13 protein-coding genes are annotated in these 19,778 nt (G+C 50.4%); 8 read left to right on the forward strand and 5 right to left on the reverse strand.

What is annotated here, in order from left to right; translation table 11 throughout:
- Positions 1–32 precede the first annotated feature (32 nt).
- The 3 genes from gcvH (at position 33) to K3G39_RS13200 (ending at position 3,623) form a co-directional block, all read left to right on the forward strand.
- Complete coding sequence (gene gcvH / locus K3G39_RS13190) at positions 33–413, forward strand: glycine cleavage system protein GcvH (RefSeq protein WP_220626627.1); 381 nt, start codon at positions 33–35, stop codon at positions 411–413.
- Between the two features lie 22 nt (positions 414–435).
- On the forward strand, positions 436–810 hold the full coding sequence (locus tag K3G39_RS13195; protein WP_255594314.1) for a VanZ family protein: 375 nt from the start codon (positions 436–438) through the stop codon (positions 808–810).
- A 164-nt stretch (positions 811–974) separates the two neighbouring features.
- The gene (locus K3G39_RS13200) at positions 975–3,623 is read left to right on the forward strand and encodes a S8 family peptidase (RefSeq protein ID WP_220626628.1); all 2,649 of its coding nucleotides are present in this window, start codon (positions 975–977) and stop codon (positions 3,621–3,623) included.
- Between the two features lie 244 nt (positions 3,624–3,867).
- On the opposite strand, the gene K3G39_RS13205 is transcribed toward K3G39_RS13200, so the two are convergent.
- The 5 genes from K3G39_RS13205 to K3G39_RS13225 form a co-directional block, all read right to left on the reverse strand.
- Positions 3,868–4,671 carry a M57 family metalloprotease gene (locus K3G39_RS13205; RefSeq protein ID WP_220626629.1) on the reverse strand — a complete coding sequence of 268 codons (804 nt, stop codon included), beginning with the start codon at positions 4,669–4,671 and terminating at the stop codon, positions 3,868–3,870.
- Between the two features lie 365 nt (positions 4,672–5,036).
- Positions 5,037–5,918, reverse strand: a complete 882-nt coding sequence (locus K3G39_RS13210) for a YicC/YloC family endoribonuclease (protein ID WP_220626630.1) — start codon at positions 5,916–5,918, stop codon at positions 5,037–5,039.
- 157 nt (positions 5,919–6,075) lie between these two features.
- Entirely contained in the window at positions 6,076–7,227 is a 1,152-nt protein-coding gene (locus K3G39_RS13215; RefSeq protein ID WP_220626631.1) for a serine hydrolase, read from the reverse strand.
- Between the two features lie 7 nt (positions 7,228–7,234).
- Positions 7,235–10,438, reverse strand: a complete 3,204-nt coding sequence (locus K3G39_RS13220) for a hypothetical protein (RefSeq protein WP_220626632.1) — start codon at positions 10,436–10,438, stop codon at positions 7,235–7,237.
- Positions 10,439–10,442: 4 nt separating this feature from the next.
- Positions 10,443–11,534 carry an FAD-binding oxidoreductase gene (locus tag K3G39_RS13225; protein WP_220626633.1) on the reverse strand — a complete coding sequence of 364 codons (1,092 nt, stop codon included), beginning with the start codon at positions 11,532–11,534 and terminating at the stop codon, positions 10,443–10,445.
- 81 nt (positions 11,535–11,615) lie between these two features.
- Between K3G39_RS13225 and K3G39_RS13230 the strand changes: the two genes are divergently transcribed.
- The 5 genes from K3G39_RS13230 to K3G39_RS13250 all read left to right on the forward strand — a co-directional run bounded on the left by K3G39_RS13230 (position 11,616) and on the right by K3G39_RS13250 (position 19,205).
- The gene (locus K3G39_RS13230; protein WP_220626654.1) at positions 11,616–12,254 is read left to right on the forward strand and encodes an MBL fold metallo-hydrolase; all 639 of its coding nucleotides are present in this window, start codon (positions 11,616–11,618) and stop codon (positions 12,252–12,254) included.
- A gap of 8 nt (positions 12,255–12,262) precedes the next feature.
- The gene (locus K3G39_RS13235; protein WP_220626634.1) at positions 12,263–12,985 is read left to right on the forward strand and encodes a phosphatidylcholine/phosphatidylserine synthase; all 723 of its coding nucleotides are present in this window, start codon (positions 12,263–12,265) and stop codon (positions 12,983–12,985) included.
- Positions 12,986–13,184: 199 nt separating this feature from the next.
- Positions 13,185–16,739 (forward strand): type IX secretion system sortase PorU, encoded by a 3,555-nt coding sequence (gene porU, locus K3G39_RS13240; protein WP_220626635.1) that lies wholly within the window; start codon positions 13,185–13,187, stop codon positions 16,737–16,739.
- 49 nt (positions 16,740–16,788) lie between these two features.
- A complete protein-coding gene (gene porV, locus K3G39_RS13245) occupies positions 16,789–17,913 on the forward strand; it encodes a type IX secretion system outer membrane channel protein PorV (RefSeq protein WP_220626636.1) in 1,125 nt (374 codons plus the stop codon).
- 14 nt (positions 17,914–17,927) lie between these two features.
- The gene (locus tag K3G39_RS13250; RefSeq protein WP_220626637.1) at positions 17,928–19,205 is read left to right on the forward strand and encodes a pitrilysin family protein; all 1,278 of its coding nucleotides are present in this window, start codon (positions 17,928–17,930) and stop codon (positions 19,203–19,205) included.
- Positions 19,206–19,778: the final 573 nt, after the last annotated feature.

Below are 19,778 nucleotides of genomic sequence, written 5' to 3' on the forward strand. Positions count from 1 at the left end.
TTTTGGATATCATTTAACCCAAAGCAATAGATATGAATTTACCTGACAACCTAAAGTATACCAAAGACCACGAGTGGGTGCGCATAGAAGGTGACGTAGCCTACATTGGCATCACAGACTTTGCACAGAGCGAGCTGGGCGACATCGTGTATGTTGACATCGACACTGTGGACAAAGAAATCAGCCAGAACGATGTGTTTGGTACAGTAGAAGCCGTGAAGACTGTGTCTGACCTGTTCAGCCCACTGAGCGGTACCGTGCAGGAGTTCAACGAGAAGCTGGACGGCAGCCCGGAACTGGTAAACTCAGATCCTTACGGAGACGGCTGGATCATCAAATTGTCTATCAGCGACGCAAGCGAAATCGAAGGCCTGTTGACGGCTGAAGGTTACCGCGAAGTAATCGGTCAGTAATTTTGCAAGTATAGAAGCAGGTTTGATCCTACGGTATAATTTCTTTACCATCATTTGGGCAGCAGTGATCATGGTTTTGACGCTGCTGCCCTCCTCTTCTATGCCCTCCCTTTCCATCTGGGAGATTTTCTCTTTTGATTCGTTTGCCCACGCTTTTATGTTTGCCGTGCTCACATACCTGATGGTGGTGGGCCTGAAGAAACAGTATACCTATCTCCAGCTGAAGCACTACGCCATCCGCGCCGCATTTTTTGTGAGCTCTATGTTTGGCATCGCGATCGAACTGCTGCAGCATTTTTTTGTACCCGGCCGCCAGGGCGATATGATTGATGTGCTCAGCAACACAATTGGCTGTATACTCGGCATCCTGCTCTTTAAGTGGATCTACAGAATGTAGCCCACCCAAAAATCCCGTCAACAATACTTCTGGTTCACACACTGGTATAGACTTGATTTTCAGCAGATCAGGCTTGATTAACTATTGCCTATATGGTGGCTATTGATTAGCTTTAGTGCTATTTTATCAAAATAGAAACTGAGCTTTACTCTTACGTCTGCTCTATGCCACCACGCCACAAACTTAAACAAACACTTTGGGTGCCTTTGCTGTGTCTATTGGCATTGCTCCCACTCCAAAGCCAGTCACAACAAGTAGCTTCTCCACTTCCCAAACAGGTGGCCCGCAAGCTGGCGCCTCACCTGCAGCAATTCAACGGAGATCATCCGGCAGCCTCTTACCGCATCAAAGTATCTGACAAAAAGCGCTTCTATACCTGGCTGCAACAGCAACAACTCAACGCCACTGTAAAAGAGTCTGGCTCACATACCAATACCCTGGTGATAACAGGCATCAAACCTGCGCAACTACTGCGGCTGGCCGCTTCGCCGGAGGTGCTTTATGTGGATAAGCCCAACCGCCGGGCTGTGGAGGAACTGGAGCTGCGGGATACTGATTTCGTGGTGAACAACATCTATGCAGTGCAGGCGGCCTTCCGGGATATTGCCGGACAAGGTATGGCAGTGTCCGTAAAAGAGGCTGCCTTCGACCCAGCTGACCTCGACCTGCAGGGCCGTGTTATTAGCCCCCAGTCAATAGAGGAAAAACCCAGTTCGCATGCCACTACCATGGCCACCCTGATAGCAGGAGCCGGCAACACAGGCCCGAATGGCAGAGGTGTCACGCAGCATACTCTTATCGCCCACTCCAGTTTCGAAGAGTTGTTTCCTGACGACAGCGAAGCCCTGTTGAGCCAGGGTATAAGTGTACAGAACCACTCTTACGGTGTGGGTATAGAAAATTACTACGGTCTGGAAGCACAGGCCTATGACCAGCAGAGTTACCAGCACCCAGAGTTGCTGCATGTGTTTTCGTCTGGCAACAGCGGCGACCAAGCTGAAAAAAGTGGTACCTATGCCAACCTGCCAGGTATAGCCAACCTGACCGGTCAGTTCAAAACTTCTAAAAACACGCTGAGTGTAGGCGCACTGGGTCCGGATGGGCAGGTAGGTATACGCAGCTCCAGAGGCCCCGCCTACGACGGCCGCATCAAACCGGAACTGGTGGCACAGGGCGCTGCGGGCACTTCAGAATCGGCGGCAGTGGTTTCAGGTATAGCCTTGCTGGTACAACAGCTCTATAAAGCACAACACGGCAATCTGCCGCCCGCTTCGCTGGTAAAAGCAGCCTTGATCAACAGTGCAGAAGATACAGGCAGTCCAGGACCCGATTTCACTGCAGGTTTCGGCAATGCTGATGCCCTCGGAGCACTTCGAACTATACAAGCGCAACAGTTCAAACTGGATGCAGTAGCAAAAGGTCAGACGCGAACTTTCCAATTGAACGTACCCAAAGGAGTGCGCCGGTTAAAGGCAACCTTGGTTTGGCATGACCCTGAAGCGGAGCCCAACTCCGAAAAAGCGCTTGTCAATGACCTGGATCTGGTACTGCGGCATGCCACTTCTGGCAAGAACTGGCTGCCTTGGGTGCTGAGCACTTACCCTCACCCCGATTCCCTGCAACAGCCCGCCCGCCGTCGGTTGGACCGCCTGAACAACATAGAACAGATCACGCTGGAAGCCCCGGCAGCCGGCACCTATACCTTGCAGGTAACGGGTTATCAGGTAACAGGAGAGCCTCAGGAATACAGCCTGGTGTATGAACTGGAGCAAGGCATGGAATGGCTATACCCTGTTGCTACGTCTACACTGGCAGCCGGACAGCCTAACCGCCTTGCCTGGCAGTCCGGTGCTGTGACGGGTGCGGCCGACCTGCAATACCGTCTGCACAATTCCGATACGTGGTATACTATAGCTGAAGGTATAGACCTGAGCCAGGGCAGCTATACCTGGCAAACACCTGATACGGCAGCATTAGCCCAACTGCGCCTGTCTCATAAAGGTATAGCTTTGCCAACAGAAGCGTTCATCCTGGCCCAGCCTGCGGATTTACGAATCGGCTTTAATTGTGAGGAGCAGGTGATGTTGCACTGGTCCAGACATCCTAATGCGCAGGAATATAAGTTGTTTCAGTTGGGTGACACACACCTGGAGCCTCTCCTGCAGACTTCCGACACACTTGCTATTATCGACAGAAGCTTGTTGCAGGGCAATTACCTGGCAGTGGCACCCATTATTCAGGGCAACCAGGCAGCCTACAGTCGCAGTATACCTGTACAGGCAGAAGCTTCACCTTGCTACATTAGTAGCTTCCAGCCGCTAGAGTTGGTGACGCCAGACATTGCCCGCTTCTCCCTAAACCTCAGCACCACGCACCAGTTGACATACCTGCGTCTGGAGCGTTTAGAAAACGGCAACTTTAAAGCTTTACATACCGGTACGCCTTCATCCAGCTTGCAATACCAACTCATGGACGAGTCTCCTATACCTGGCCGGAATGTATACAGAGCCAGTGCGACCACTGCCGATGGCAAAACGATTTACAGCCAGGAAGAAACAGTAATCCATACCCCGGAAAACTTTGTACAGGTATACCCGAATCCGGTAGCGGCCGGAGAACCCGTTTATGTAGCTATGGAAGGCGAGACTGCACAGGTACAGGTATTCGACCGCTTGGGAAGACTCAGGCGTGTATCGCAGGAAACCGGCATGCTGAAGGAAGTGCAGACCAAAGGCCTTCCGCCAGGGCTTTACATACTCCGGCTAACCACTGAAAAAGGTACCGTCCTGTCGCGTAAGGTGATTCTGCAGTAAATAGCCATTCTAAACCGCCTTTGCTCCATCATAGGTTTATCCTTTTAGGATTCAAACTGCAATGCCTTATCTTTTTGTGCTCTTAGGCTTCCTGAAGTTTATTAAACCCGAAGCAACGAGTTGCGGCTGCACGGTTTCTGTTGCGATGACATGTGTGGTATACCTTGCTGGCGTAGTTCAAGCGCACAAAAAAAGGCACAGCCCCTCTTGCGGGACTGTGCCTTTTATAGCATTAAGGACTGGACTACTGGTAGAGGTATCTTAAAGCTGTTCTGTCATTGGAGTTGAAGTAGCGGTTGGAGCCATTGCCGATGCAGGCCAGCATCCAGGAGTTCGGATCGGCACCGGTTGGTGTGCCCGGGATGTGCACAGCACCTACACTAGAGGCCCCCTCGTTGTAATAAGAACCACCGCAGCTATACGCTCTGTTCATGTAATCGGTGTGGCGGAAGCCGATGGTGTGCCCGATCTCGTGTGCCAGGATGGTGGCCAGGTAGTTGGTGCCCGGGTTGGTGCCCAGGTAGGCTGAGTTCACCTTTACAGAGTTGTAGGGATTGCCACCAGACGGGAAGCCGGCAGAGGCCAGGTAAGAAGAGCCAGTCGGTGCCTTCGATACCAGGATGTTGTAGCCGGAAGATACGCGGCGGAACTTGAGGCGCAGGTTCTCGGCATTGAAGCGGCGGATAGCCTCGTCCAGTGCCGTTACATAGGAAGATGGCAGGCTGGTGGTGATGGCCACATTGATGGTGCGGCTGGAGCCTACGCTTACCAGGTTGTTGGTGCGGTACTGCTCCTCTTCACCCACGCGCAGGGCGGTGGTTTCAGGAGAAGACTGCAAATCGCTTTCAGAGAAGAAGATGTCACCCTCTACAATGTAGCCACCCTCGGTGCGCTGCACATTGTCAGTGTTGAAACCCATCTCTGAAATTTTAGCCATGGTGAGGGGTGAGATCTCATTGGCTGTTACATCGGCCTCTTCTTTCTGGCAAGAGGAGAAACCAAACAGGGCCGCCAGGGCCAGGAGCGAAAGTAAGCGTGTTGTTTTCATTAAAATATATTTTTTTAGTTAAACATGATGAAATATAGAAGAAAACAACACACCAAACAACACCTCAAATCTACTGAAAATCAGCGTTTTAACAGTGTTTCCATACCTGCAAAAAGGTTTCGCTATTAACAAACATTAAATATAATTTATATAAGAATTTAAGTATACTTCTGAAACTGGGTTGCAATAACAAAGCGCGTCCGCAGCTGAAAAAAATTTCAAAAAAATAATAAAAATTTATGCAAGTTGGCTGATCTATATACGGGTGTTTAAACACTAACTCAAAACCGTTGGCTCACCAGATGACATACAAAAAAAGCAGCTGCCCGGGTGGGCAGCTGCTTTCATAAAAGTAGCGGTTTCTGCTACAGAATATTGTTGATCTGTTCTTTTATCTTCTCCAGTTCTTCTTTCATTTCCACCACATGGTGTTGTATGGCCGCATCGTTGGCTTTTGAGCCGATCGTGTTGATTTCACGGCCAATCTCCTGCGAAATGAAACCCAGCTTTTTGCCAGTAGGCTCCGGCAGGTATACCGTTTCGGTGAAGTAGTGCAGGTGGTTAACCAGGCGAACCTTTTCCTCTGCAATGTCGAGCTTCTCCATATAATAGATCATCTCCTGCTCGTAGCGGTTCTGGTCATAGTGTTCGGAGGAAGAAACTTCGATGATATGGTTTTTGATGCGGTTGCGGATATGCTCCATGCGCACCGGGTCCTGCTTCTCCACCTCAGACAGCAGTATCCGGATACGATCGATGTAAGACATAATCTCGGTGGTCAGTGCCTTTCCTTCGTCAGCCCGGAATGAGTTGATGTTCTCAAGCGCCTGCTCTACAAGTGGTTGTACGGTGTTCCAGTCCGCTTCGCCTTCCTCGTCTTCGGCCTGGTCTTGCTGCAGCACATCCGGCATGTGCAGAGCCAGCCGAAAAAGATCGTTTTTAGACCCGCCCACCATGTCCGCGGCCGTATTCAGCTCCTCGTAATAAGCCTTTAGCAACTCCTTGTTGATATTGCTCTTGGCTCGCTGCGCTTTGTTTTTGGTATAGTCAACACAGATGCTCACTTTGCCGCGCACAAGCGCTTTTGTCAGCATGGTGCGTATCTCGTACTCACGCTCTGACAGAAACCGTGGCAGACGCACGGTCAGGTCCATACTTTTGGAATTGAGCGATCTTATTTCGACGTTAATAGAATACTGGTCAGTATCGAGGCGGGCACTGCCATAGCCTGTCATGGACTGCAACATAAGCACTTTAAAGAATGATGTTCCGGCAAATTAGCTATAATTCCTCACTTATACGTAGCCGGAACATCAAAAGCTCAAAACGGATTAGAAGAGTTGCTCCCTGTTATTACAGAGCGATCCAGGTAGTGCGCCTTCAGCTTCGCTGATCATTTTATACCTAGGGCACCATCTTGTTAACTGCATCGATCATCGCCGTCACCTCTGCGGGATGACCGTCGATGCGTTCGCCGCGTTTCCTGCCGAGCCGCACAATCACAAGCTCTTTCTCAGGTATAACAATGACATACTGCCCCAGTATGCCGCGTGCATAGAAGATAGATTGGTCTTTGTAATCTGGCAGCAGCCACCACTGGTAGCCATAGTGTGTGGTTGGGTTCCCGGTGTTCGCATCCGTCAGACCGCTAGGTGTAAGCGAGGCCTGCACGAAATCCGCTGAGACCAGGGTGTCGCCCTTCCAGATCCCTTTCTGCAGGTATAGCTGCCCGATACGGGCGAAATCGCGGGCATTGGAAAAGAAGCAGCAATAGGCTTTTTCGTTACCAAGCGGATGATCGATGCTCCACTCTGCTTTTCGCTCGGCTCCCAGCGGTCGCCATAGTTTTTGTTCAGCATAGTCAGCCAGGTTTTGCCCGGTGGCCGCTTCCAGCACAAATGCCAGTATCTGGGTATCGCCACTCTTATAAGAAAAAGCCTGCCCCGGCTCCTCCACCGCCTCCAGTTTCCGGACTACTTTCTTCAGGTCAGACCCGTAGTAGGCTTCTGTGGTAACGGAAAGCGGGTTGCCATACGATTCATCCCAGTTCAGGCCGGAGCTCATCCAGAGCAGGTGCCGGAGTGTGATCTTTGCCTTGGCTCCTTCTCTGAATTCGGGCAAAAAGTCCCCAACCGGCTGGTCTATACTTTGAATCGCTCCTTCCTGCAGGGCTACACCTACCAGAATGCTCACAATGCTCTTTGCCACCGAAAACGAATTACTCAACGACTCTTCAGAGTAGCCATCCCAGTACTGCTCATGCAGCAACGAGTCGCGGTGCACTACCACGAAGGCAACAGACTCCAATTGTTCGTGGAGTTGCTGTAATTCCTGCGGGAGGGAAAGCTGGTTATACCTGCTGGCAAGCGGCCAGGGCTGGGGTGTATCGGCTGCCGCTATCTTGCGCTGATGAAAGATCAGGTTGTCGTCAATATCTGCGAAGTTATGGTATAGCGCCTTGTACACATAGTTTTTGTCGGCCATATGCAGCCAGGCGGCTGCCAGCCCGAGTACCAGAATAAAGCCAATACCAAATCGTTTGGTTTTCCGGTTCATGCCTCTTTTAGAAGTCGTAGCCTAAAGTGATGTAAAACTTAGGCCCTTTTCGTGCATCGTCCTCCTCACTCCAGGCCATGTCGACCTTGCCATACACACCAAATAAGGTGGTGCGTGCGCCTACCCCATAGCCCAGCAAGAATGGATTGCGGTAGTTGATCACCGTGATCTCAAACGGACTTGTGTTGGTCTGGTCAATACGACCACCGATCACACGGGTATTGATGGAGTTGTTGCCCGTGAACGGGTTGGTACCGTTGTAGGCCGACCCTGCGTCGCCAAAGGCAGTAAACTGCAGGTTGCGGAAGAAGCCTGAAGGTATAGGTCCGTCATAAAGATACTGAACGATAGGCACCCGCAGCTCCAGATTGGCCAACAGCACCTTAGACCCGCGACGAGCATTGAAATTGAAGCCACGCAGCGGAGTTGTGTAATCGAGGTAAAAGAGGTCAGCTGGTGTGCTTACCACCACGTCGTCGCGGGTTGAAGTTCCGTCATCCTCCGATGCAAAAAGCCAGTTATCCATACCTCCGATCAGGAAGTTTTTAGGTGCGTTACCGAAGAACGTACCATAGTTGATCCGTCCGGCCAATATAATCTGTCGGTGTATTTTCTGGTAATGACGCAGATCCAGGTAAAACTTGCTGAAGTTCTCCGAGCTGTGTTCGAAGTTTTTCAGGCTCATGATCCCTGCTTTCATACGCGTTCCTTCCAGCATGTTCACACCGCGCACCACAGAGTTATCATACACCAGTTCCACGCTGCCGCCACCAAAATAGTCGGTCCTGTCTGGCGTCACGAAGCTGTTGATGTAGGTGAAGCGCGTGTTTACAAAACGGGGCTGCATGCGGATGCTGGTGCTATAGCTTAGCGGGTATACCAACAAGGGAGAGAACTCGTGTTTACCAAAGCGCACCACAGAACCCGGGAACTCCGGTGCCTGGCCCACAATCACATCGCGTCGGTACTGCAACCCGATGTCGAAACGATTTTTCAGGTTCATGTATTCTGCAAACATGCGGCTGGTCTCCAGGTCGGTGCGAACAAAAGCGTTACCCCGGATGTGGTGATTCTCAAACAAGTCGCTCATATTGACACCGCCCACAATACCGAAGCCCAGTTGCGGATCAGCATATACGGAAGTGATCACCTCCTGCACGCTAAAGCGCAAGTCATAGTCTACAGGGCCGGCAATTGGTACACCGCCCTCGGTGGTGCGGGCACGCTGTGGCACTGCAGCTTGCGTTTTGGCCTCTGTTTCGGCTTGCTCCTGTTCTTTTGCGTCACTCTCAAACTGATAATTCTCAATGTCTACCTCCCCTTGTCGCTGCATTCTCTTAGGTGTAGCACCTTCCACAATCTTGCGGGTAGTGGCTGTGGTTGCAGCAGCGCTACGGGCACGGGTTTCCAGTATGATCTGGCGGGAAGTTCTTGGCAGCGAGTCCTGAGCAGTTGGACTGAAAGCCGGGAAAGCATAGACAAAGCTGCGGGCATTGTCGTTTGCCGTCAACACCAGGGCATTTGCATCGCCTCCCAGATCGTAGCTTTCAATGTCCTGCAGGAAGTTGGTTATAGGTTGGCGAGCGCCTGTGGCAACATTGTACTGATACAGACTGCGCACCCCGGTTTCTTCACTCAGGTATACCAGGTTGCCGTCTGCTGTAGCACGCGGACGCAACTCGCTCGCAATCGAAAAGGTGATCTGACGCGCACTGCCTCCGTCGCGCGGCATCAGGAAAATATCGTAGTTATTGACCACACCCGAGAAACTGCCTGTTGCCGTCTGGCCAGTTGTGTCTATAAAGCGGTTGGAACTAAAAGCAATGTTGCTACTGCCCCCTTTCAGGAAAACCGGCTGAATGTCGTCGTAAATATCATTGGTGAGTTGCTGCTGCATACGCCCGCCACTGGAGAGTAGGTATAGGTCCGTCTGTCCATCGCGCACCGCACTTATCAGCAGGGTATTGCCGTCTTCAGAATAACTCATGTCACGTACCTGCGAGAACTGGCTCAGCGTAACGGCTGTGGTGCGGATGTCATCAAACACAGGTATACGGGAACGGCGACGAGTGGAGTTGATCTGCCGCAGCACCATCTGGCCACGCCTTGCCTCCACAAAACCCAGCTGGGTATTGGTACGCCAGGCCAGCACAGGCAGTTTGTAATCGATGCGCTGGTCCACTGTTCTATAGCCGCTCTTCCATACCACGCGGCTGCGGTTGCTGCCTACTTCTTTCACGATGATCTGGTAGCTGCCGTTTTCGTTTTCGGCATAGGCCATCAGCGTACCGGCCGGGTTCAGCACAGGCTGGGTATAGTGGATGTCTTTTTTGTTCTTCTGGAAAACTTTATTCGCGGCTGGCAGGGTAACCAGCGGGTTCTCACCGCGGGTGTTGATCTGCATGTAGTAGTTGTGGCAATCCTGCAGAAAACGCTTGTACGGGATGTTCAGGCTGCTCGTAATGCCCACCTCGGTATCGCGGGTAATGCGGGTCAGGTTGAGAATATTCTGAATAGAGGTATAGCCGTATCGCTCAGCTATATAATTCCAGATGGCCTGGCCGCCCAACTCCTGGTTGCGGGCCAGCACATCTTCCATGCGGGCCTTATTATTCACCACGAGCATATCGCGCACATAATTGTCCATGCGCAGGCTCCAACCCTCTGCAGTATAAGCCGCCACACCGCCGATGAACCAATCCGGAAGACGCAGCAGGTAGCTGCTCTGCAAGGCTTCTTTCAGGCTGCCGCCATACATCATATCGTTGAGCAGAAGCTCGGTAAGCTGATAGCTCAGGTCACGCTTGAAATCGGTTTGGGTGCCGTCGTAGGCCAGTTCCAGTTTGTTTTTGAGAAAGAGCGTTTCGCCACCGGTCTGGAACTGGTCGCGCTGCATACCAATGTTGCTTTGCTTCAGGTCCGTCATCGAGTTGTAGACGATGAGCGTGATCTTGGAGTAAGGATAATAGCCGATAAAACTGGTGATGCGCTTGAGTTCGCGCTCGGCATGCTCGGCTGCGTTACGGGCCGACTGGTCACCGCCTTTGTAGAAGTATATGTTAAAATTCTGGGTGCTGTAGAGCTTCCAATCGAAGTTCTTATACTGAATTCGGCTCCTGCCAAAAGTCTGCACATTAGGCTGGGCCATAGCCACTTCGCCTGCAGTAACGCAGCACAGGAACAGTAACAATAACCTTATAGGAAAACGCATGCGCTTAGAGTTCAGGGTTATGGTGTTTTATGTAGTCGTAATATAACGAATAATATCTCGAAATGTGTACGTCCGGCAGTATTTCTCCCCCTCCAATCAATGCTTTGGCAAACACATCAGCCAGGTATGGCGCCATCAGCACTCCTTTGGATCCCATACCGTTGAACACGCTCAGTTGTGCATGTTCAGGGTGCTGGCCCATAAGCGGACGGCGGTCGCGCACGGCAGGCCTTATACCGGCCCAGTGCCTGCTCACCTGGTAAGTTTGTGTGGTAATCTGCTCAAAGCGCTCGCTCAGTTCTTCCTTGCCTTCGGGAGTTGGTAGCTCGTCGGGTTGGCGCCAGTTGTAGGTGGCCCCTATCTTAAAGCGGCCCTCTCCTACCGGAACAACGTAAACGGCTTTATTATAGATGCACTCCGGGTTAAAATCCTGTGTTTGCACTTCCAGCACCTCGCCTTTGGTAGGCTGCAGCGGCAACCAGCTAAAGTACGGATTGTGCACCGCCTGCCAGCCTTCACAGAAAACCAGCTGCCTTGCTGTTATGTTTTTGTAAGCTATACCTTGCTCGGTCAGTTGCAGTTGATCCATCTCAAAACGCTCCGGCAGCAGCGCATTGGCCTGTTGTAAGTCTTGTAGTAAGAGGTCCAGCGTATCGGCAATGCGCAGATAACCACCCTTGCTGATCATGATGCCGCCGAATGGGTCCTGTATAGAAGCGTCTTGACCGGTGCTTTGGGTATAGGTCGCGCCCATATACTCGCTCCAGTTGCCTTCGGCGCTTTTGGCCATCCAGTTGTTTTGCTCCTCTATGGTAGAGAATATTTTGTAAACTGGTTTGTGGATGAAAAGCTGCTGCTCGAATCGATCCTCCAGTTCGTCGTAAAAGTTGTCGGCATAAGGCAGCAGCGTGTCCACGAGCCAGGACTTGGCGAAACGCTTGCCCGCCACCGGGTTCACAAGTCCGGCCGCTACACGGGAGGCGGAGTTGGCTTTGGGCTCGTCGATCACCAGCACCCGCTGGCCATGTTTGCGCAAGGTATAGGCAAGTGTGGCGCCGGCAATACCATGCCCCACGACTATGTAGTCATAATTCATACAGGCAATTTACGACTTACGCCTGAAGTTCGTAACTTAGAAGCCGAATTTGTGGGCCCGCGCCCTGTGAACGAGAAGAACATGAAAGTTACCTGCCTTACCTTTAACCCCTTCCAGGAAAACACATACCTGCTGTACGACGATACCAAGGAGTGCGTGGTGGTAGACCCTGGTTGCTATGAGCTAACAGAACAGCAAGAATTAAAGCGCTACATTGAATCGAACGATCTGAAAGTAGTACGCCTGCTTAACACCCATTGCCACATCGACCATGTGTTGGGCAACAGGTTTGTGGCCGATACCTACAAGGTGGAACTGGAGATACACGAAGATGAACTGCAGACGCTTCGTTCAGTACCGGTATACGCCCCGAATTATGGCTTTCAGATGTACAGCGGTATAGAAGCCTCTACCAATTACCTGAAGGAAGGCGATACCATAAAGTTTGGCAATTCCGAGCTTCAGATTCTATTTGCCCCCGGACACGCACCCGGCCATGTGGTGTTCTACAGCGAGACTGACAAAGTATGCATCGGCGGCGATGTGCTCTTTAAGGGCAGCATTGGCCGCACCGACCTGCCTGGCGGTGACTTCGATACCTTGATCAACAGCATCAGAACCAAACTATTTACGCTGCCGGATGACACCGTGGTATACCCGGGTCACGGACCTGAAACTACCATTGCGTACGAAAAGAAGTATAACCCATTTCTGCGCTAGCCCTCCGGATGAAAAAACACATACCTAACGCCATCACGTGCATCAATCTGTTTTGCGGTTGCCTGGCCCTATATTTTGCCTTTAACCTCCGGTTGGAATATGCAGCCTACCTCATAGGTATAGCAGCTATTTTCGACTTTATGGACGGTATGATAGCCCGTGTGCTGAATGCTTACTCCGAGATTGGAAAGCAACTTGACTCGCTGGCGGACATGGTTTCGTTTGGAGCCGCACCGGGTGCTATTATGTTTGGGCTGTTATCGCAGGCTGAAGCGTCTGTATTAGGTATACCGGCTGACGCTTTGCCTTTCTTCGGCTTTGTGATCACGATCTTCTCGGCACTGCGCCTGGCCAAATTCAACATTGATACGCGGCAGGCCGAGTCCTTTATCGGGGTGCCGACGCCGGCCTGTTCTATGTTCATTGGTTCGCTGCCGCTTATACTGGCCACCTCCGGCAACCTGTACGACAACATCATCCTGAACCCTTATTTTCTGCTGGCGGTAACAGTCATTTTCTCATACCTGCTGGTGGCGGAACTGCCCTTGTTTGCGCTTAAATTCAAGAACCTGACCTGGAAAGACAACGCTATCCGCTTCATTTTCCTTGGTCTGTCCGTTATCTTGTTGGCACTCGCTAAGTTCGCCGCCATCCCTTTGATCATCGTGCTTTACGTTGTCTTGTCGATCTTCAGAAAAACACCAGTCCCTTCAAACTCTCCACTGGAGTAAAGGTATGCTTTGCTCGGGACAAGGATCAACTTAAGATAGAAGCAGGTATAGCAGGTAAGGTATACGCTTCGTAACTGCTGGCTGACAGCCACATACCCGCCTGCTCCGTAACTGCAATTATCGCCGATTTATTTAGCTGAAAGGAGAATCTTCTGTAAATTTAGAAAGCGTATTATTCTTTCATTTACCTGCGCCTGCCATGCGGATTTTTCCTCTGCTGTATACCTGTCTGCTAATTGGCTGCATAGCCCTTCATGCAAGGGCACAGGAAGGCATAACAGCCACACAGCAAAGTGCTGCGCAGCCATCTCAATCTACCCAGAGCACAGAAAATACTCCCAGCAGATTTGTCACTTCATCGGTGCTCAGCACAGGCAACTGGTATAAAATCGGCATAACCGAGTCAGGTATACACCGCATCGACCGGGCGCTACTGCAGTCGCTGGGCATCAATACCCAGCAGCTTGACCCGCGCACGCTGCAGCTGTTCGGGAACGGAGGTGGTATGCTCCCACAACCAAACAATGCACCTCGCCCTGATGATCTTTTGGAAAATGCCATTTGGGTGGCAGGTGAAACCGATGGACGCTTCGACGAGGCAGATTATGCGTTGTTTTATGCGCAAGGTCCTCATACCTGGCAGCACACGGGAGATAACCCAGCTTTTCGGCACAGCCACAACATCTACTCCGATACAGCTTATTACTTTATTCGCGTCGGGGCAGGCCAAGGCTTACGGGTAAGCGAGCGCGGCCAGGCAAGCGGTTCAGGCCAAACTGTCAGCAGCTACAACGAGCGGCTCTACCATGAGCGTGACCTGAAGAACATGGTATACTCCGGCCGGGAATGGTATGGCGAGGATTTCAGCGCTTTTACGACCTCCCGCGAAATCAGCTTGCCTGCATCGGACCTGGTGCCGGGTTCTGAGGTTCAACTGACGGCTTTCCTGATGGCCAACTCCTCGGCGGAGAGTTCCTATACCTTGCGACTCAACGGCCATACCCTGGGCACACAAACGATCAGCGGGCGTGGCACTTTTCCTTACCATCCGGAAGGCATCAACAGTAGCAGCACCTATACCTTAACCCAGCAGCAACTCGGGCAACCTAAAGAATTAAAGGTAGGCATCAGCTTCAGCACAGGCAGCAACGCTTCCGCCCTTGGCTTTCTGAATTACCTGACAGTCAACTACGAGCGTCAGCTCAGGCTCTACGGCGACCAGACCAATTTTCGCTCCGTAGCCAGTATGGCTAGTCCGGTGAGCGCTTTCCGGTTGGCAGGCACGCCCGCTACTACACAGGTATGGGATGTAACAGATCCGCAACGACCTGTTGTGCAGCAAACAAACGCTTCTGGCTCTGATCTGATTTTTAGCGCTCCAACTGAAATACTCAGAGAATTTGTCGCTATCAGGAACAACACCGGCCTTAAACCGAAAGCTTTGGGCAAGTTGGCCAACCAGGATCTACACAGCCACAATCTCGATGGTCGGCTTGATCTCGTTATCCTGACCCATCCACGTTTTCTACAGGAGGCGAACCGGCTGGCAGCGCACCGCCAACAGCACAGCAACATGCAAGTTGCAGTCGTTACAACTACACAGGTATACAACGAGTTTTCGTCGGGCGCCCAAGACGTGACAGCCATCCGCGACTACATGCGCATGCTCTACAACCGCAGCAGCAAGCAGGTCGACGATGTGCTACACCTGCTCCTCTTTGGCGATGCGTCTTATGATTACAAAAACAGGCTACCCAACAACACGAATTTTGTGCCTGTGTACCAGTCCCGGCAGTCGCTCCACCCGATCAGCAGCTATTCTTCCGAGGACTATTATGGCTTTCTGGATGAGGACGAAGGAGAATGGGCAGAAAATAGCGCTGGCAACCACTTGCTCGACATAGGTATAGGACGCCTGCCCGTGAAAACATTAACTGAGGCTGCCACGATGGTTGACAAAATCATCGCTTATGACAGTCCGGGGCATTTTGGAAAGTGGCGTAGCCAGGTAACGTTTGTGGCAGATGACGGTGACTACAACGAGCACCTGAACGACGCCGAGTTTTTGAACAGCTACCTGGAGCGCGAGCACGCTAATTACAACCCAAACAAGGTATACCTGGACCTGTACCCGCAGGAAGCCGAAGCCAACCGGCAACGTGCCCCTGAAGCCGCTGCTGCCATCGATAAGGCTGTGGAGCAGGGCTCTCTGATCATAAACTATACCGGGCACGGCAATGAAGTCAGTTGGGCCTGGGAGCAAATACTGACAGCACCTCAGATCAACAACTGGCGCAACAAAGACCGGCTGACCTTTCTGCTTACCGCCACCTGCGAATTTGGTCGCTACGACGACCCAAGACGCTCATCCGGTGCTGAACTAGCTTTGTTAAATCCGCAAGGCGGTGCCATTGGCCTGCTCACGACTACACGTCCTGTTTTTTCGAGCGATAACCGTGTGCTCAACCGCAATTTCTATAAAGCAGCTCTCAGCCCAATTAATGGCCGCATGCCTCGCTTAGGGGATGTTATGCGGATCACTAAAAACAGCAGCCTGACAGACCAGACGGGTGGCGCGCGGGGCGTGAATAACCGAAACTTCACGTTGCTGGCCGATCCTTCCCAACAGCTCGCTTATCCGCATCTGCAAGCCCGCATCACCCAAACTAATGACCAACCAGCCGCTTCTGACACTTTAAAAGCACTGGGCAAGGTGAACATGCAAGGTGTCATAACAGCTGCAGACGGGAGCATTGCCACTGATTTTAACGGCATCCTGCACATTACCATTTTTGAAAAACCGAGTACCCTTCGCACCCTCGGCGACAACACACCGGAGCGCACAGGCGAACCTGCTATACCTGGAGGCAGTCAACCTATACCTGTGCAGTTGCGCGAGAACATTGTGTTTGATGGGCAAGCCTCAGTCAGATCAGGTGCTTTTGAGTTAAACTTCGTTGTTCCCAAAGACATCGACTACCGCTTAGGCACAGGCAAAATCAGCCTTTATGCCAGCAGCACTACTCACGACGCACTGGGCGCTGACACCACAATGGTGATCGGAGGCACTGCCTCAGGTATAGCCCTGGATAATACGCCGCCTCAGGTTAAGCTGTTCATGGATGATGAGTCCTTCGTATCCGGTGGCTCGACAAGCCAGAACCCGGTACTGCTGGCAAAGCTATCCGACGAGAATGGGCTGAACACGGCAGGTATAGGATCGGGCCGCGAGATGATGGCCATACTGAATTCGGAAACAGGCCAGGCCATTGTGTTGAACGACTACTATAACGCTGAACGTGACAGCTACCAATCCGGCACCATTCGTTATCCGTTTAAAGATCTGGAAGAAGGCTCCTATACCTTGTTGCTTAAAGCTTGGGATACGCACAACAATTCTGCTGAAGAGCAAATTGAATTCATTGTGTCCAACAACGAAAAGCTGACAATAACGCAGTTGCGGAATGTCCCAAACCCTTTCTCAACAAACACGACTTTTCATTTTGACCATAACAGGGCAGGTGAAAATTTAGATATCCATATACACATATTTAACGTATCAGGGAAACTGGTAAAGACGCTGCAAGGCACCAGTTATGGCAGCAATTCACACTTGACCGGGATCAACTGGAATGGTCGGGATGAATTAAACGGCACATTAGCCCGCGGCGTATACGTTTACCGAATCATTGTACGTTCTCAGTATGATGGAGCAACAGCTACAAGAATTGAGAAACTTGTGCTCTTGAATTAGTAAAATCCTATAATATTTCTATATTTGATTTTGCATCAATACACGCTATATGTATAAGAAAAATTTACTTGTAAAAGCCACTGCATTTGTGGCTGCATTCTTTTCAGTGCACCTTGCATCGGCACAAACTTCTACAATTGGGCAGGACTCGCGCACCGTTACGACCGCCGTTCCGATCCTGACTGTAGCTCCTGATGCACGCTCTGCTGGTTTGGGCGATGCCGGTGTTGCCCTCAGCCCGGATGCGAACGCACCACACTGGAATCCAGCCAAGCTAGGCTTCGTGCAGAATGATATGAGTGTGAGCTTTTCTTATTCTCCTTGGCTACGCAACATCGTAGATGATATGTCGCTTAGCTACCTATCCGGCTACAAAAAACTTTCTGAGACTTCTGCCATCTCTGCCTCGCTTTTATATTTCGATTTGGGTGATATTCAGTTCATCGACGCCAACGGCAACGATATCACAGAATTCTCCCCTAAAGAGTATGCCCTGTCGATTGCTTACGGACAAGCGTTGAGCGAGTACTTCAGTTTAGGTATAGGAGCCCGCTTTATCCGCTCCAACCTGGCCGGTAACGTGACAATTGGCGGTGGCGCCAGCCCATTCGAGTCAAAGCCAGGTAACACAGCTGCTGTTGACGTGGGTGTTTACTACAACCGTGATCTCACTCAAAATCTGAATCTTGGCTTGGGTGCCAACATTTCAAATATCGGTGGTAAGATTGCTTATACCAACGGCGACCAAAAGGATTTTCTGCCTACAAACCTGAAACTAGGCACAGCGATTACGTATAACCTTGACCAGTACAACTCACTGACTTTTGTGCTCGATGCCAATAAGCTACTAGTTCCTTCGCCGGGTGCTGACAGCACACAAACTGTGATCAGTGGCATCTTTTCTTCATTTGGCGACGCACCAGATGGCTTTAGCGAAGAACTAAAAGAGATCAATTTCTCCGGAGGTATAGAATATTGGTATAATAATCTGTTCGCCGCGCGTCTTGGTTATTTTTATGAAAACCCGGATAAGGGCAACAGAAAGTACATTTCAACAGGTGTAGGGTTGCGTTACCAGAAATTCGGGATAGACGCAGCTTACCTGATACCGAGCGAAAGAGGCAATCCACTTGCTGAAACAATTCGTTTTAGCTTGTCGCTTAACTTAGATTAAAAACTAATTACAGAATGCTTGATAGAACAAAAGCACCAGAAATACATGAAATAGAAGCAGTCACGCTACAGATAGCTGAAGTAAGCCACTTAAGCAACGGAGCCAGACTGCATTATATAAAAAGCGAAACCCAGCCTGTAATCAGGCTGGATTTTGTTTTTAAGGCGGGTAAGTGGTTCGAAGAACACGCTGGCGTAGCCGACCTGACAGGAAAAATGCTCTTTGAAGGCAGTATGAATTATACCGCCAAGCAGATCGCTGAAAAAGTAGCTTTCTACGGAGCCTCTTTTGAGAATAACCATGGCTACGACCGGTCAGAGTTTACCCTATACTGTCTCAGCAAATATGTTCCTGAGCTGCTTCCTTTAGTACTTGACGTTTTACAAAACCCTGTTTTTCCAACAGAGGAATTTGAGCTTCTACGCAAACGTAATCAGCAAAACCTAAAGGTACAGCGCCAGAAGAATAGCTACCTGGCAACGCACAGCTTTACAAAACTGGTTTATGGGAAGACGCATCCTTACGTATTTGGTCTCGATGAACATGCGCTGGATAATACTGCTAAAGTAGAGTTGGCGAACTTTTATAAGCACAGGTATAGCACAGACCAGCTCGAGGTATTTGCTTGTGGAGACATTAGCGAAGAGCTGGAAAAACTCTTGGAGAAAGAAATTGCCACATTGCAATTAACAGGAGCACCTAGTGCGCCGTCAATATCAAAGGTAGAGGGTCAGGATGAAGATTTTGTCTCGATGCCGGAAAGTCTACAATCATCCATCCGCCTAGGTAAGCAGTTTCCATTAATAGGCCACGAGGATTATCACAAGCTTGTCGTGTTAAATGAAATACTGGGTGGATACTTTGGTTCCAGATTAATGCGCAACATCCGGGAAGACAAAGGTTATACCTACGGCATATACTCAGCCATATCACCAAAGGAACAGGATAGTCTTTTTTTCATTGGTACGGATGTAAACTACCAGGTAACAGAGAAAACGCTTGCAGAAATTCATAAGGAGATTAAGCTGCTGCAGAAAGAGTTGGTAACGGAAGAGGAGTTGCAAACTGTAAAGAGTTATATGCTTGGTAAATTCCTCAACGACATAGCCACCATCTTCGAGCAATGTGACAGGTATAAACGAATTATACTTCACAAGCTCCCATACGAGCATTACAATAATTATATCAGTACGATCAGAGGTGTGACAGCTGAAGAATTAAAAGACCTGGCAAACCAATATCTGGCAACTGAGGGTTTAAAGACTGCTATCGCGGGTAAGAGACCGGACTGAGGGACTCCTTAATTTATCAATGACATGTACTAGCTAAACACAGAAGGCTGCCCAATATGGGCAGCCTTCTGTGTTTAAGATTATTTATTCAAAGTCATGAGTATGTTGAGTTATTAACCGAAGGCCCACATGGAAACATACATAAAAACGCTTCGATACCTGGCTGAATCAACAACTGAATATGAATATGTGCAAGATTCTACGCAGGCGTAAAGGCAGCAAATTCAAAATGATTTTGACTAGTTGATTGTGTAAATGAGCGCGTTATTAGGGTATAAAGTTATCTCAATATGATTATCTGAGTCCTTTCAAGGCTTTGATACGCCGAATGGTTTCGTCCGCTACCCCCATCTAGTCCACCCATAAATCTACTTCTGTGAACTGCAAAATTGGCGCCCTCCTAAATTAATTGTTGTATCGTGCAGGTAGCGAGCTTAGCATCTGCTGTTGCCCGCGCAGCTATCGGCTTATGTCTATGTGCCAGCGTTCCCTGCCTTCCCTAAGCTAGATTATAAGCAAGACAGCCCCTGCTTCTTTGGGGAAACAGGGGCTGTTTGTTGTTGGGGTTGGCGG

This window comes from Pontibacter sp. HSC-14F20, from assembly GCF_019599265.1.
In the GTDB taxonomy this organism is placed as follows: Bacteria; Bacteroidota; Bacteroidia; order Cytophagales; family Hymenobacteraceae; genus Pontibacter.